Raw genomic sequence first — 14552 nt, 5'->3', positions numbered from 1 at the left:
GACGGATTGGCAATATCGCTTGGCTCTATTTTTAAACAAAAATGCGGCGGCGGGAATTGACCCTGCCACTGTTGTGGATCAACAGCTGGCCATCGAGATATTCAACGCCATCGAACTAAAACCCCATTTATTTCCCGATATTGCCCGTTTAGCTCTTTATGGCAGTCAACTTTATGGTGAACGGTGGGGGGATAACCTGAGTCCCTTACAGCACACAGGACTTATCGGCCAGGCGCTGTGTAAGCTTATCTACCACGAAGACAATATTGTATTGCGTATAGCTAAGATATTTGACGGTAACCGTCATATTACTCAGCAAGCCTTTGCCGCATTAGTGCAATTCTGGCCCTATTCCAGTTTGGATGAAAAGGACAAATGGCTGTGGCAAAAAACGTTTGAAGCACCGGAAATTCCGTCTCTTTATTTAAAAAATCTGTATAGCGTGCAAACTGTTCAGGAAGGGATGCAGGAAATCCAGCCTGCCATAATTGACCTGGATAAATTGTGGATCGGCAGTCTAACCTGGGCGTTATTGCAATTTGGCGCCCGCACCATGGTTCTGGAAGATCCGGAACATCTAAAATCCGCCAGCCTGCAATCCGTCATTGAATTAGGTCTCGGCCTGGTCAGTATGTTCAGGCAAGGCGTGCTCTCCTCCGGCGTGGAGCCGACGATGTATCTGGGATTATTGCTCTATTATCTTCGTGCCCGCCCCGAGCTGAGCCTGAACGAGGTTCTGGCGGCAGACACGCTGGATCCCGCGTTTGATCTGTTAAAGACCGAGCTGGAAACGCGGCATCAGGTTGCGCAGCGTCTTTATGACGGTTTTGTTTATTATCAGGTGGGTTTTCAAAAACCGTCATGGCGCTCACGCAAAGTGGCGGCCGAGGAATTGTTAAAACAGCATTGCGCATACGCGCACTCCCCCCTGCGAGATGATGATGACCCGGGGAACGGGGAGACCGCTTCACAGCATGCAGATCAGGTCAGGCGCTTGATGGTTTCCCCCGCCGGCCAGCATTGCGAAGCGACAGGCACGCCTATCCCTGACCTGGATGGTTTTTATCGTCACGAAGTGGATCGTTTTGCCGAAAAAATCCGCTCACTGGACATGGCGCTCTTGGCGGCGGCATTTTTGCCCAGCGATGTGCAGGATGAAAATATTCAATCCGAAGAGGTGCGGTTTTTGCAAAGGGCCCAGATTGATTGGGTCGCCCCCCGGTTGATGCAACATCGGCGCATACCGGATATGTTTTATTCCAATAAGCCGATACATTATTTCGGCAAGCCGGATACGTTTTTTTTTCAAGCCAAGCAGCACAAAGACCGCAAACTGTTTGCCTTGCGTACCACCTCGCAGGGCTATTTGCTGCGTAAGATCCCCCTGGAAGATAAGCATCTCAGCGATCTGATGCCGTATATGGCGGATTGGCCTTTCCCCGCCTTAGTCCCTCAGCATGAATTTTCACTGCTGCCGGTAAACGGCACCGACGTTATAAAGCGGTCAAATGAAACGTTAGATCTTTTCCTGGAGCGTTACGCTGAGGCCCATTTTCAGGCCTATCGGCTCAGTATTCATGATGCGGGCTACCAGACGGTAGAGTCGTCGTTACGACATGTAGTGACCACGGTGTCGGGTTATATCATTCCATTCTATGGCTGCGTCCGTGCGCTACATACCGGGGAACACCGGTCCGCCTTTTTGGAATGCCTGGTGGATGGCGCCATGGTGGGGATGCCCCTGGTCTTTACCGGCATGAAGGCCGGGTTAGGTCTGTTCAGGGAAGCGGGGGTAGGCATTGGCCGGACCCTGAGCGGTCCTATGTTCAGCGCTTCAGAGCAAGAAGTTTTCAGGAATGTCGTGCCGGCCACGGTACAAATTGCCGGTGGTATTGCGGCCACGCGGGCTCAATCCAAGCAGTTTATGGAGGCTATGGGCTTAGGCTTGTTGAAAAGCGCCGATCCCGGTATCAGCACGCTGCAATCAATAAGCATGCTCACTAAAGGGCTGTATTTAGCCGTTCTCGGCAGAACAACGGCCGGGGTGGTAGCCTGGCAACGAAATCTCGCCAGCGTCGCTGAAGGCGTCACAAATCTGGTGGCCGCCGATGTCCTTGATTTTCAAATTGCGTATAACCACCAAGGTGATACTCCCTTGACGGCCACCATACAGGGCACGACTTACCCGGTGCTTAAGATACACAACAGCAGTCTGGTGGCGGTTGAAACCGGAGAACGTACCTTGGGCGGTCAATTGTTATTTGCCCAGTTGGATTTGCGAAGCCGGCTAGGCATTTACAAAAAACATTTCTGCCTGGATATTGGCAGTCCTCAATGCAATCTCACTCCCTACAGCCAGCCGGATTACAGGATTGAAAAAAATGCCGAACTTCCCCTTATAATAGATGTGCATTTTTTTTGGCTGCTCACCAGCAGCTCGCCCATTCACTTGGTGGTGGTGCACCCACTGTCTATGCTGGACTTCGCTGACGAAAAATGGATGCTGTTTGAAATAAACGCCAGGCGATGGGCTTTTTCCCGGGACAACGGCACCTTGATACCGGCGGACAATATTGACGATTGGCAGGAGCAGTCACATCACCGTGGTGAAACAGTTTCCATGATTGAACCCGGGGATAATGATCGTACATTGAGTCTTCGCTTAACGCCTGTGCGGCGCCGGAAAAAGCGGGAAAGCAACACGCATGCCACGGTAATGGACTGGCAGCGGTTGTTGGCCAATTACACGGTAGCTGAAGAGGGCACAACTGGCTTTAATGCCCTTATCCACGATGAATGCCACCTCAATGTACAAATAGGCGAATGGCGTTATCTGCTTTGGCCGGAAAAAAACGCTGCCACTTTCTTGTTACGTCATCCTACTCAGAAGAATGCGGCGGCATTCCGGCTGGCGTACCGGGTCGACAACGGCGACTTTGTTTTTACCTCGCCGGTGGAGCCTCTGCATGCCCACCGGCTGGGAGAATTTTTACGCGCCAAGATCAGCAACAACCGCCTGGCAACTCAGGAACCGTATATAAACATCCTTTTGCCGCCGCTGGTAAACGGGGCATTCAGTTACGGTAATAAAATGTTCCTCAAGTTTGGCGAGCGGATGTTGACCATCGCGCTGTTTAACGGCCTTTATCATACCTTGTCCACTGATGATGCGGCGGAGGGAAAAAACAAAAAATACTGGACTCTGCGCTATGAATTGTTCACGGGCAGCTTTGATATTATCAATGTGGATAATCATCCCCCCCAACCCCGATTGGGGTTTAGGCGGGCCGCCTTCGCGGTTCGAAAAACTCGCCGCGCGGGCCTTTTCCAAAAGCACTTTTCCGACCCTTGCATCGCTTTGTCGCGTGGGAAACCCAACGCAGGACGCCGCGCCAGCTTCAACGGGCGCAATTCACACCCGATTACGTCAGGTGGCGCTGCTGTTGCGACTGGACCCACCGCGGCGAACCGAAATCCTGCACGCTTCCAGCGCCTTGCTCCGCGCGTTTGAAATGGATCTCTCCCTGCCGGCAGAGTGGATTGTGAATTTCCAGCCCCTTGCGTTATGGGCAACCCTAGTCAACACCGTGCAGCGTGTGACGGCAACCCATACGCCATGGGCGTGTCGGCAATTGGCGCAGATTGAGGGTCTCTCATGGCCGTTGCCGGGGCCAAAACTGTTTGGGTTAGGTCCCGATCTTCGATTATTTATTATTAGCGATGAGGTCTCACACGAGGGGGCACGCCAACAAAAATATGCCATAAAACTTTTCCCCGATCGGATGGAGGCGGAGCCGTTGTTGATGGAAGAAGGGTTGAGCCGTTGGCTTCCGGAGTTTGGCGACACGCCACCGACGTTAGTGACAAAGTTTGCCTTGGCGGAAGGCCAGCAACCGATGTTTTGGATCGATGAGAGTCACCAAATATGGGCACAGACGCCGGACGGTGTCAAAACGCGATTATATCGCCAATCAGCCAACCATCCTGTTGATGACATCATCGTTTCTCCCGACGGCGATATCGTGGTACTGGTCGTTGAACGCACGGCGCACCGTCTTCGCGCGCTGTATTATCATTTGCCGCCGATGGGCAGTGAGGACGCGGGGAAGGAGAGGGAACATTTTGAAGAAGCCCAGATAGCAGGGGAATTTGTCCCCGGTCGGGCATCCTGGGTGACGAACCAAGGCGAGTTATATGTGCCTTGGGTGAATCATTGGTCTTTTTTAGAGGAAGACCATCCCCGCTGGGTAACACCTGAAGGCTTCCAGCCGGACTTCGTCTCCCCTGACCAGCGTTTTCTCGGTTACGTTAAGCGCAATGATGTAATGCATGACCATGAAATCCTGCTGTTGGATACCACCAATGGTAAAAACCTGTTATTGCACCGCAGTCAGCCTGTAGGGATAAAAAGCTACGGACTGGGTAAGATCGTGAGCGTTGCCTTCTCCGCCCTGAATGCGCTGGCGGCCGTTGGATTTGCCGATGGTTATATTGAAATCTATCGCATAGGAACGGGCGAGAATACTACAGGTGTTTTATCCCTTGGCCACGGGCGCCTGCCGATGGGCCAATACGTCCTGGCGGACAGTCAACATCCGAAACCGAAACAGATGATGATGAAATTTACCAAAGCCTTTGACCGGCTGTTGGTTTTTCATGACGTGGGAGATTTTCGTGCCGACGATAACGGAAATGGAACCTATGCAGTCTCTGAAATATACCTCGCAAATCTCTAGAGGGTTTGAGGTTCGATGGAACGAAAACACGTGTTTGAACTTTGACCTTTATGATTTGCAGTGCTAACGATAAAAATAGTCAACTTAATGTTGCGCGGAGGTCGTGCCAGATTTTCTGTACGCCTCTCTCAGCCCTACAGTCTCTAACAGAGATTGTCAGCACGATCCCCTGCGGCGTACAGTGTTATCGCCGTGGGGAAGGACATAGCTGTAGTCGGCAGTAGTGTTTTATCGGCACTCGCGCGCCGCCAATCAACTCTGGCGTAAAACATCGTGATGAAGTTGGTTATTCTGAACGTATGCTGCCGGCATTAAGCACACTTATGCAGCGGGCTGGCGAAAGCATAGAAATATCCCGACCGAAACCGGCGCCGTCCCGCTGATGAACGACCCGGGAATGGGCGCAGGTGCCGGGACTGACATTGGAAGAGAGACAAAAATAAGGGGTTAACATCCCCCAAAGTCCATTGCCGTCACTTTTTTAACCCGAGTTTACCGGTCGCGGTGCTTGGCCAACTTATGTTCGTCGCAGCAACGTGATCCGTGCGGTGAGGAGACTTCGGCGGGGGTTGTTCGAATTTTATATAGGAATTGCACTTAGAATCCAAGTTCCACATTAAATTTTTATCAAGAGGGTTACCCGTTAAAACTAATTCTTGTACCCGACTGGTTAAAGAATCCGGGATATCTTTGAATTTATTAAAACTCAGATCGATCTTAACCAGAGTTTCGTGGCAAGGAGAGGGTAGGCCGGTTAACTTATTGTGGCTGGCATTGAGGGTTTTTACCAATGGGGGCAATATAGGCAAGCAGGAAAGGCCAAGCCGGGATAAATCCAGCTCTTCCAGCCAATGATGCCGGCAATGTATTAGTCTGCTCAAGGCGATGTGCCGATTCCTTTTTTCTTCCCCCCAGGCTTCTTCCGCCCAACGTTCCCATTCACCTTCATAATCGCAGGTCCATTCATTGTTCCTGATATAGTCGCCACCGGTGAAATCTTGCTTTGGCAAGCAGGTGAAGTATTCTGATAGTCGCATGATTATTTCTCCTCCTAAGCGTTTAAGTAATTAATACAATCCACAGACATTGCAATAATTCAATAGTTTATATTGCTTATTTTAATTTATCAAAATAGAATAGTTTCATTAAGCATGTTGAATAAAAGCGTTTCTTTTGTTGTTTATCATTAGCCGTAAATGAAAATCAAAAAAAGTTCCTATTCACAACGTGCTGACTATATACATCTTTATTTTTATATTATTACTCAGCTATAAGATAATGTAAATTTAATATCGATGGGGGGATCCATCGCATTGTCACCACCATAATAAGGTCTGATAAAATAATGATCATACCTTTTCATTTTAGCATATTCTTCTCTGAAGTGATTTTCGGAAATTCGTTCAAGTTTATTCTTGATTACGAGGTATTCGTCATTCGCAAAATCGTATATTTTTTGCGTCTTAGGATCTTTATAACTGATGCCGGTGATCAGTGCTTCTTCGAGAGGTGAATAGGCACCCACACAGATTTTTTTTGATGTTTCATCGACAGATTCAAACCAGACAGGATAGGTTTTATAATAGAGATGCAATAATTCATGATAAAGAGCTATGGCGGGATTTCGATAACGCCAAGGCTCAGTCATAATCGTTTTGCCGTCGCCGATGATAAAATTACCGGGGTCAAACGCGATAGCCCCGCCGGCACTGTTTCTGGCGTAAAACCGACCGTCCGCAACCCGCTCTATGGCGCTCATGGTCGGGGGTTGTATGGTAAAAGGTTGCTCTTGCAACGCCAGGAGAAGTTTGCGTCCCAGCCAGGTCTGCTTAATTTCGTTTAATACCCCTATGACGGATTTAATAAACACATCATTGCCCATGATGGCGATTTTTGATGCTGTTGTCTCGTCAATTTCTAAATTATAAAGTACAGTTTTCTGGTTAACACTATAAAGCGGCAGAGGCGTGGTAGATAAACCATCCAAGGCTAATGCGAACTTTTCAACACTGTTTTTTACCGAAGGTTTAATGATAAATACTAAAATATCTTTATAAAATTTTGGAATTTCATTGAAAAATGCAATAAGATTCTCCTCTTTCTCTTTTATATCATTTTTCAATAGCAGCCTAATATTTTTCACCCATGCCTCTTGAATAGTTATTGCATCTACCGTGGCAAGATCTATATTTTCATTATTGAAAACATATTTTTGAATAAATTTCAAGGCGAGCCGAGTAATTCGATGCATTGAACCAGCATCAGACATTTTGTGCCCTCGAAATGCCAAGCACATACGGCGAGCACCTTTAACCATCCGGTTTTTGTCCAAATCCTGCTCGGCATCAGTAAGTAGGGTATTGATGCGCCTACGCATATCGTCGAACCATTTTTGCAGTCCTTTTTTATAGAAATTTTGGCGCGGATCTTGCTGGATAAATCGGCCATCTTTGTAGCGTATAGCTATGCCATGTTTCATCAGTTGGTTGCGCGGTGGCTGGATGTGATAAAAATTGAAATAATCTTGCCACGCGTAAATGTTCGCATAAAATCCATTTACACACAGATAACCCTCCTGATCTCGGATCCATTGCACTCCCCGTTCGTCGGGAGCGGATAACATCTCTTCGCTGATATCCGGATCAACCATATTGAACGTCATGACAGCCAGCAAGGACGGATCGATTTCTTCCGCAGTGGGGGGTTGCAATTGCCAGCGCCCGTCATCAAACGCCAGGCCATATTGAACATCCGGCTTGTTTTCGTCAATCAGGGTATATTTTATCCCATGCCCCTTTACGCTGCTTAATTTGACGGCGACCTTTTCGCCGTTCATCTCGATGTAATGCCGGTATACCGGTTGCCAAAAGGCCGCGTTTTTGTCCACCACTTCATAAATCGGCACGTGGCCATAATAGTCGGAATCGATATATTTCTTTAACACGCCTTCTTCGTGAGCGGCCAGCCGGATTTTGCATTGGTTTATAATCGCTTCTGTTGAAAGCAAGGACGAAACAGGCCATGGCGTTATGCTCAACCCGGCACTAGCTTCGGCGGGCTGGACGGTCTTCTGAGCAGGGCTTACCACCGGCTCTGCAACGGCCTCGGGGGAGCGCTCAGCCGCACTGGACGCCGGGCGCATAAGCGGCGATGCTTCCCGCTCGCCGACCCCCGTTCCCCCTCGCGTCGCCATCGGCGCATTGACGTCGACCTCCACCTCGCCAGAATTGGCTAACGGCGTCCGGCTTTGCGGGGTTTTCTCCCTGGGGCGCGCGGGACGTGATTTCACCCGCTCGGCGGGGCGGGCGATTTCCACCGCCTCGACGATCTGGGCCGGTTGTATGACGGGGCTGTGCGCCTTGCCGGGCTTCACCTTGACGTCCGGCAGGGCAATGTCCTCACGGGCTGGCACCGCGGCAGGCAAGGGGGAGCGCTCAGCCTCAATGGGCACCGGGTGGATGGGCGGTCGCGTTTCCCGTTCGCCAGGAACCGTTTTCTCGGGGGTAACCCTAGGCGCATGGACGTCGTCCTGCACTACTACCTCCCCAGGTTTGGCTAACGGCGTCCGGCTTTGCGGGGTTTTCTCCCTGGGGCGCGCGGGACGCGATTTCACCCGTTCGGCGGGGCGGGCGATTTCCACCGCCTCGACGACCTGGGCCGGTTTCATGATGGGGCGGTCCGCCGTGTCGGGCTTCACCTCGACCTCCGGCGCGGAGATTTCCTCTGGGGCCGGCGCCACGACGGGCGGGAAGATGTGCTCGTTCGGCGCTACGGCAGGCAATTCGGCGATATCGTCAGCGAAGGTCAGCGCAGGCATACTCTCAGCCGCTCGGGCCGGCTGAACGTTATCCTGCTCTTTTGGCTTAGGCGTAGAGACGCGGTTTGCTCCTTGATTGGGCTGCGCTGGCGGCGGTAAAGGTGATCCAACCACTGCCGGAATGGCGTCCACGGCATCCGCTTCTTGGCGCGCAGCGCGGTTGATGCCCACGGCCGTCAACATGGCTAGGCTGCCGCTTGCTGCCGCATCACCGCTGATTTTTAACGTGGCGCTGCCCCCTGCCGTTGCGGCGCTACCGGTTGCCACTGCCGTGCCGCCGCCCAACACGCCGAGACCACCGCTGGCTACCGCGGCGGCGCCTTCTATCACGGCAGCCCCGCCAGTGGCCAGTGCGGTGCCCCCGCCCACGGTGGCGCCTTGAACGGTTTTTTTCATCAACTGCGAAGCTAATTCAGATACTTGGGAAAGCAGGTAGGACGCTGGTCCCGCCAGGGAGCCATCAATATTTTCTGCCGCCGGCAGGACGGGTGCCGTATTATCGTTTTCGGGCAACGGCGCCGGGGGAAGACTGTCCGGCACCACGTTAGGGGCGACAATCTCTTCCGGGTCTTGGACTAAGGCAGGTTCACCAACTTTTTCTACCATAGTCGGAGCAGGGACATTACCGCTCTCCACCGGCTGTGCTTGGAGGATTGTCTCATCGGGCTCAATAAAATCTTCCAGCACCGGGGGTTCCGGTACGTTGCCGTCCGGCTCTGATATCACCTCCTTAGCCTGTGGTTTTTGCGATTTTGACGCTATTTGCTCCTGCACGGCGGTCAACTGAACTTCTGCTCGCTCATCGATCCGGCCTGCATAATATTGCTCTGGGTCCACTTCATTATTAGTCAGCCATTTTTTATTTAACGATTTTTTTAAAGTGCTAGCGCTGGGAAATTTTTTCGCACGATGCTTCTTGTCAAAGGGATTTTTGGTTTTGGGGAAAGGTTTGCGCGGCGGTATTTTCAACACGTTTTCAGGTTGCGTCGCGTTACCCCATGCCGCCGCATTGGGAATAAGAGGGAAGGGCGACAACGTTGAAAATGCCGGAGGTAATGGGGGCGACACCGACGTCGGGTTCTGAAGATTTGGACTTGCAAACAATGGCGCACCGTTCTTCAGGCGAAGGGTGTGGTCCGGTAAAAAAAGGACATTGAGCGGTGCCTTTGGGTAATTATCAATCGGTAATATGTCATTAGGCTCCTCATTGGGTAAATAATTATCAGTCAGAAAAGGTAATGGGGGCGGATAAGCGAACGTATCTTTAGTAAATTGATTTTTAATTTCATTGCCTGCTCTTAAACTATTTTCCAGCTGTGGTGCCAGCGTATGCGTCAAATACAGCCCGGCCACCGCCGCTTGCGTCACGGTGTTGACGTGCAGTGTCTGGTCTGGGGGGAGGCCCTGCGCGCCGGCATTCAGGTTGTAGAGGTCTTGTGCCAGTTGGTAAAGTTCACGGCCCTGGGTGCGGAAATCCTCTTCACGCACCCGGTCCTCAGATTTAGGAAGATTGCGCGCCCGGGTAATTGGCAACATAAATAGGGATAACACCGGGGAATAAATTAATACGTCAGTTATTATATCCTGTACAGATGAGATAATTTTTCCCACAGTATGGCTCCCTAAAAATTAAACGTAAAATGATTATTAAATGATAAAAATAAAAATTAATTCTTTATAGGATTTTAGTTCTATTCCTTGAGAATTATTTAAAATTGAAGCGACCAAATTATTTAGGCTATACCAAAAAATATTAACAGGGCATTCACCGACTGGGAAGAAAGAAATTAGTCAGAATGTCAAACAATTATTACTGTTCGCTATGCTCGACACGTAAGTCTCCGACACTGACAATCGGTAATCTCCCCGTTTTCAACGGGATCTTTAAGTAGAATTATGCCACCAATGCGAGCTTCTGCATGGGCGTTATGCCGCCTAGCCCCATATGGGGACGTTCATGGTTATAGGTCCAAAACCACCGCGTTGCGAAATCTTGTACTTCGGCAATATAACTAAACACATATTGATTTAGCCAGTCATGACGTACCGTGCGGTTAAATCGCTCTATATAGGCATTTTGCTGGGGCTTGCCCGGCTGGATATAAAGCAAGGTTATTTGATGTTTAATCGTCCATTTTTGCAGTTGGATACTCAGGTATTCCGGGCCGTTGTCGCACCGTATACAGGCCGGCTTTCCGCGCCATTCGATGAGCTGTTCAAGTGAACGAATAACGCGTTCTGACGTCAGGGAAAAATCAACATCCAGGACCAGGCCTTCCCGATTAAAATCGTCTATCACATTGAATGTGCGGAAACTTCTGCCATCACTTAATTGATCATGCATATAATCCATTGACCAGGTATGGTTGGCCTTGTCAGGCACAACTAACGGGGCCGGATGAGGCCGGAGAATCCTTTGTTTTGGCTTGATCCGCAAATTCAATTTGAGTTCGCAATAAATCCGATAAATACGTTTATGATTCCAATGAAAGCCTTTGACGTTACGCAGAAATAAATAACACAGCCCAAATCCCCAACTACGGTGTCGTGCCGTTAAATCGGTAAGCCAATTGGCTATTTGCACATTTTCATCACGCAATTTAGTGCAATAACGGTAGCCACTTTCGCTGAGGCCAAAAATGGAACAGGCCAGGCGGATAGAGATACCTTTAACGCTGACTGCGTGCCGCGCCATCTCGCGTCGCCGGGATGGCGTTACCACTTTTTTTGCATGGCCTCCTGGATGATCTCGGATTTTAAACGCTCTTCGGCATACATCTTTTTGAGCCGTCGATTTTCATCTTCCAGTTCTTTCAGGCGGGCCATCATTGAGGCATCCATACCGCCAAAGCGTGAGCGCCACTTATAAAAACTGGCATTACTCATACCATGCTCGCGGCAAAGCTCAGAAACTAGTGTACCTGCCTCAGCTTGCTTCAAAATGGTCATGATCTGGCTGTCGCTAAAACGTGATTTTTTCATCCGAATCTCCTCGATTCATGTTACGAGAAAATTCTACTTATGAGTACCCCAGTTTTTCGGGGGGATTACCGTGAGGTGTATTGGTGAGGTAGAGGCATGAATGAGCAAGACTGGCATCCCGCCGATATTATCGCGGCGCTGAAAAAAAGAGGGATGTCGCTGGCGGCGGTCTCACGTAAAGCCGGGTTGGCTTCCGCCCCCCTGGCAAATACCCTGACAAAACACTGGCCCAAAGGAGAAAAGCTGATCGCCGAAGAACTGGGCATGATGCCGGCGGAAATCTGGCCATCCCAATACTGCAAGTTAGAGAGTCAATAAAGTAAAATGCCCTGCTTTTATCGGCGAAAGTGGGTAAAGGTAGGGCAAACTAATCAATAAAATCCACCATAATACCTGTTTTGACTGGCCGCTTTTTTTATTACATAATAGCTTAGCTAAGTTAGCTAACTTGATAATGGAGGTAGTCATGACAGTTCAGGCCAACATGCATGAAGCAAAATCATGTCTCTCGCAGCTTGCAGATAAAGCGGTGGATGGCGAAACGGTCATCATCGCCAAAGCGGGTATACCCTATGTTCAATTGGTGCCCATTTTGCAAAGGGACAGAAATCCTGGTGGCTATGAAAATAGAATCACAATGAATGACAGTTTCAATGATGCTGACGTAGATATTCAACGGATGTTTGAGGTCGGTGAATGAAGCGTTTTCTTATCGATACACATGTTTTCATTTGGTGGTTGGCTAATGATCCGTCATTAGGCCCAACCACCCGAATTGCTATTTCCCGTGGTGGCAACATCGTTTATGTCAGCGCAGTGACAACGTGGGAAATTTCTATCAAGCGCTCCATTGGCAAACTGGAGTTTGACGTGGATATTGATGAGGCAATGGAAAAAAATAACTTTCTTGCACTGTCAATTACTCATGCTCATGCTGAGCAAGCAGGAGATCTACCACGGCATCATGGTGACCCCTTCGACAGAATGCTGATTGCTCAATCGCAGATGGAAGGGCTTACGCTCATTTCAGCAGATACGGCTTTTAGCCCTTACGGTATTCGCCTTATGAATGCACGTACCTGAGTAAATCCAATCCATTGCTTGAGAGCGACGATCCGGCGCTGCGAATGGCGCTCTGCGGGCGGTTTTCCGCCGGTATTACGCTGCTGAAGTCCACGCTGAACGATCCCGTATTACATTATCTGGCCGAAAGCCTTACCGCTGATATCCTCCCTCTGTCTCCTTTGGTTTTGATCCCGATTCTGAACTGCTCTGCGATTACAGTCTTGTCGTGGCGGAGCTTTGACCGGCGGGTCGCTGTCGCGGGAAAGGGAGAGGACGCTCACTCTTATCTTGCAAGCTCTCATAAACATCTTCACGACGATCGACAGAACGACATTGACCACGCCGCTGTCATCTTGTTTTATTTGATAAACAAGCCGGTAACCATCTGACCGCAGTTTGATTTTGTAGCAAAAGTCGATGCCTAAAAGCTGGTTCTTGAGAGACGTTAAAGCTTCATTTGATTCTGTGCGTTTTTTTAAGCTGTTTTTTGAATTTTTCTCTAACATTGCCGCCCAGTGCATCCCAATCTTTTTTTGCCGATTTTTTAAACTTAAGTCTTGTCTTGAATTCCTTTTCTGACAATTACAAATCCTCCCAGTTGACCTCGACTTCTTCCTCATTGAGGCGAGAGCGGACGATACGTGCAAGCTGGCGATCTTCAATGATTTCAAGCATTTTCTCGTACAATGATGCCGGAACACAATAAAATGCCGGTTTACTGTGATTCAGAATCGCCACAGGCCGACCCTCGCCGGACTTAACGGTAGCCGTAGGGTTTTTTTTCAGTTCCGAAATTGATGCTGAGCGATCGGCATAAATAGCAGTAGCCATAAATAAGACCTCAAAAATGACCATAATTGTGGTCTTATCATAAGCTCTGTCTCAAATTTGAGCAACCAAGAATTGCGTGGTGAGAGCCTCTTGGATAAGGCGACTAATCGAACTGCCTTCGATGGAGAGTCCAGACGTCAGAAAGCAAAAAACCAGCCGTTAAGCTGGTTTCTCTAAAACTGTTTTTTGAAAAATGGTGCCCGGACTCGGGGTCATTCAGTTATCTATTAAGTTGAATTCCATAATAAATTTTATTCCCGCCGGTTGTCAAGACCCGCAGATTGACCCGTATTTTTGCTTGTAGATCATAAGCGTGGGTAGACAATTTGGAAATAAGTTTGGTTCGTTCCTTCGGTTCGATTCCCCATGCTTTTAGTAAATCGTAATGACATCAGCGTTACGTGTGCTGGATAGTTAATATCCAGAGGACAACCAGGGGGAGTTAATTATGCCAGTGACGAACAACATTTCTGACAAGTGTGAGGCGTTGAATTTACGCATCAAGCCTGCCGAGCGCGATCTTATCGACCGTGCGGCGAAGGCTAAAGGGAAAAACCGTAGTGATTTTGTGCTGGAGGCCGCGCACGGTGCGGCAAAGGAAGCGCTGATTGAGCAACGTATTATTATGGCGGACCCAGAGACCTATCAGAAATTTCTTGTCCGTCTGGATCGAGACCCTACACCCAACGCAGCGCTGCGTAAAACCATGCAAACGCCCGCACCGTGGGAACAGAAAAAGTGATTTTAGCCCCTGAGCCTCTTCACGCCGGGCCCGTCTTATCCTCAAACTGTTGCGGCGTGGATTCTATGTACAACTGGCTAAGGCAGCGGGCGATAAAAAATCAGCTAATCGGTGCATCCAGAACGTTCGTTTGCTGAGACGGCTCGAAGGTGATGGCGTATTACTATTACTCGTTGGCGTCGAGTACTGTGATGACCAATGCCGCGCCTGGACGCTTTCGCTGCAATATGCCCGATCGGTTTTTTTATGGAAAAATAAAAAAATAGTCCCCGTCAGAACAAGGACTGGCTTAATTTAACGCCTCAAAGTATTAACTGCACCGAGTCCACCTCTTGTAGGGGTGCATTCTGCCGGCAATAATCCTTCTGGGTTAGTCCAT

The 14552-nt window shown here is 49.5% G+C and carries 11 protein-coding genes and 1 pseudogene; 7 read left to right on the top strand and 5 right to left on the bottom strand.

Features of this window, described 5'->3' with window-relative positions; translation table 11 throughout:
- Positions 1–19 precede the first annotated feature (19 nt).
- Positions 20–3511, top strand: coding sequence for a hypothetical protein (locus ACL2XJ_RS03605; protein WP_413725629.1), 3492 nt, complete (start codon positions 20–22; stop codon positions 3509–3511).
- Entirely contained in the window at positions 3432–4736 is a 1305-nt protein-coding gene (locus tag ACL2XJ_RS03600; RefSeq protein WP_413725628.1) for a hypothetical protein, read from the top strand. The genes ACL2XJ_RS03605 and ACL2XJ_RS03600 overlap by 80 nt, the downstream gene beginning before the upstream one ends.
- Before the next feature lie 473 nt (positions 4737–5209).
- Here the strand turns inward: ACL2XJ_RS03600 and ACL2XJ_RS03595 are convergent, their stop codons facing one another.
- From ACL2XJ_RS03595 to ACL2XJ_RS03585, 3 genes are all read right to left on the bottom strand, one after another.
- Positions 5210–5773, bottom strand: coding sequence for a hypothetical protein (locus ACL2XJ_RS03595; RefSeq protein ID WP_413725627.1), 564 nt, complete (start codon positions 5771–5773; stop codon positions 5210–5212).
- 227 nt (positions 5774–6000) lie between these two features.
- Entirely contained in the window at positions 6001–10164 is a 4164-nt protein-coding gene (locus tag ACL2XJ_RS03590; RefSeq protein ID WP_413725626.1) for a hypothetical protein, read from the bottom strand.
- Between the two features lie 283 nt (positions 10165–10447).
- Positions 10448–11535 (bottom strand): IS3 family transposase gene (locus ACL2XJ_RS03585; protein WP_413725625.1). Its coding sequence is split into 2 segments (ribosomal slippage): positions 10448–11283 and positions 11283–11535, totalling 1089 coding nucleotides; the frame shifts between segments, so codons are not numbered across the junction.
- A 96-nt stretch (positions 11536–11631) separates the two neighbouring features.
- On the opposite strand from ACL2XJ_RS03585, the gene ACL2XJ_RS03580 reads away from it, so the two are divergent.
- The 3 genes from ACL2XJ_RS03580 to ACL2XJ_RS03570 all read left to right on the top strand — a co-directional run bounded on the left by ACL2XJ_RS03580 (position 11632) and on the right by ACL2XJ_RS03570 (position 12618).
- On the top strand, positions 11632–11853 hold the full coding sequence (locus tag ACL2XJ_RS03580) for a helix-turn-helix domain-containing protein (protein WP_413725624.1): 222 nt from the start codon (positions 11632–11634) through the stop codon (positions 11851–11853).
- Between the two features lie 148 nt (positions 11854–12001).
- The gene (locus ACL2XJ_RS03575; protein WP_413725623.1) at positions 12002–12235 is read left to right on the top strand and encodes a type II toxin-antitoxin system Phd/YefM family antitoxin; all 234 of its coding nucleotides are present in this window, start codon (positions 12002–12004) and stop codon (positions 12233–12235) included.
- Entirely contained in the window at positions 12232–12618 is a 387-nt protein-coding gene (locus ACL2XJ_RS03570) for a type II toxin-antitoxin system VapC family toxin (RefSeq protein ID WP_413725622.1), read from the top strand. Before ACL2XJ_RS03575 ends, ACL2XJ_RS03570 begins: the two co-directional genes overlap by 4 nt.
- A 110-nt stretch (positions 12619–12728) precedes the next feature.
- On the opposite strand, the gene ACL2XJ_RS03565 is transcribed toward ACL2XJ_RS03570, so the two are convergent.
- Both ACL2XJ_RS03565 and ACL2XJ_RS03560 read right to left on the bottom strand, forming a co-directional pair.
- A complete protein-coding gene (locus ACL2XJ_RS03565; RefSeq protein WP_413725621.1) occupies positions 12729–13106 on the bottom strand; it encodes a hypothetical protein in 378 nt (125 codons plus the stop codon).
- Positions 13107–13182: 76 nt separating this feature from the next.
- On the bottom strand, positions 13183–13431 hold the full coding sequence (locus tag ACL2XJ_RS03560; RefSeq protein WP_132925556.1) for a type II toxin-antitoxin system Phd/YefM family antitoxin: 249 nt from the start codon (positions 13429–13431) through the stop codon (positions 13183–13185).
- Between the two features lie 448 nt (positions 13432–13879).
- Between ACL2XJ_RS03560 and ACL2XJ_RS03555 the strand changes: the two genes are divergently transcribed.
- A complete protein-coding gene (locus ACL2XJ_RS03555) occupies positions 13880–14173 on the top strand; it encodes a DUF1778 domain-containing protein (RefSeq protein ID WP_413725620.1) in 294 nt (97 codons plus the stop codon).
- Positions 14170–14409, top strand: a pseudogene (locus ACL2XJ_RS03550) (GNAT family N-acetyltransferase); the annotation flags it as partial. The gene ACL2XJ_RS03555 and the pseudogene ACL2XJ_RS03550, both read left to right, overlap by 4 nt.
- Positions 14410–14552 lie beyond the last annotated feature (143 nt).

The sequence above is a fragment of the Sodalis sp. RH16 genome (assembly GCF_047324245.1).
In the GTDB taxonomy this organism is placed as follows: Bacteria; Pseudomonadota; Gammaproteobacteria; order Enterobacterales; family Enterobacteriaceae; genus Acerihabitans; species Acerihabitans ligni.
This window is presented reverse-complemented; position numbering and strand designations above follow the sequence as displayed.

Bases quoted from the DNA above. Each gene is read 5' to 3' on its own strand.
- ACL2XJ_RS03595 (WP_413725627.1), bottom strand. From the start codon at position 5,773: ATGCGACTATCAGAATACTTCACCTGCTTGCCAAAGCAAGATTTCACC.
- ACL2XJ_RS03580 (WP_413725624.1), top strand. From the start codon at position 11,632: ATGAATGAGCAAGACTGGCATCCCGCCGATATTATCGCGGCGCTGAAA.
- ACL2XJ_RS03575 (WP_413725623.1), top strand. From the start codon at position 12,002: ATGACAGTTCAGGCCAACATGCATGAAGCAAAATCATGTCTCTCGCAG.
- ACL2XJ_RS03570 (WP_413725622.1), top strand. From the start codon at position 12,232: ATGAAGCGTTTTCTTATCGATACACATGTTTTCATTTGGTGGTTGGCT.
- ACL2XJ_RS03565 (WP_413725621.1), bottom strand. From the start codon at position 13,106: ATGTTAGAGAAAAATTCAAAAAACAGCTTAAAAAAACGCACAGAATCA.
- ACL2XJ_RS03560 (WP_132925556.1), bottom strand. From the start codon at position 13,431: ATGGCTACTGCTATTTATGCCGATCGCTCAGCATCAATTTCGGAACTG.
- ACL2XJ_RS03555 (WP_413725620.1), top strand. From the start codon at position 13,880: ATGCCAGTGACGAACAACATTTCTGACAAGTGTGAGGCGTTGAATTTA.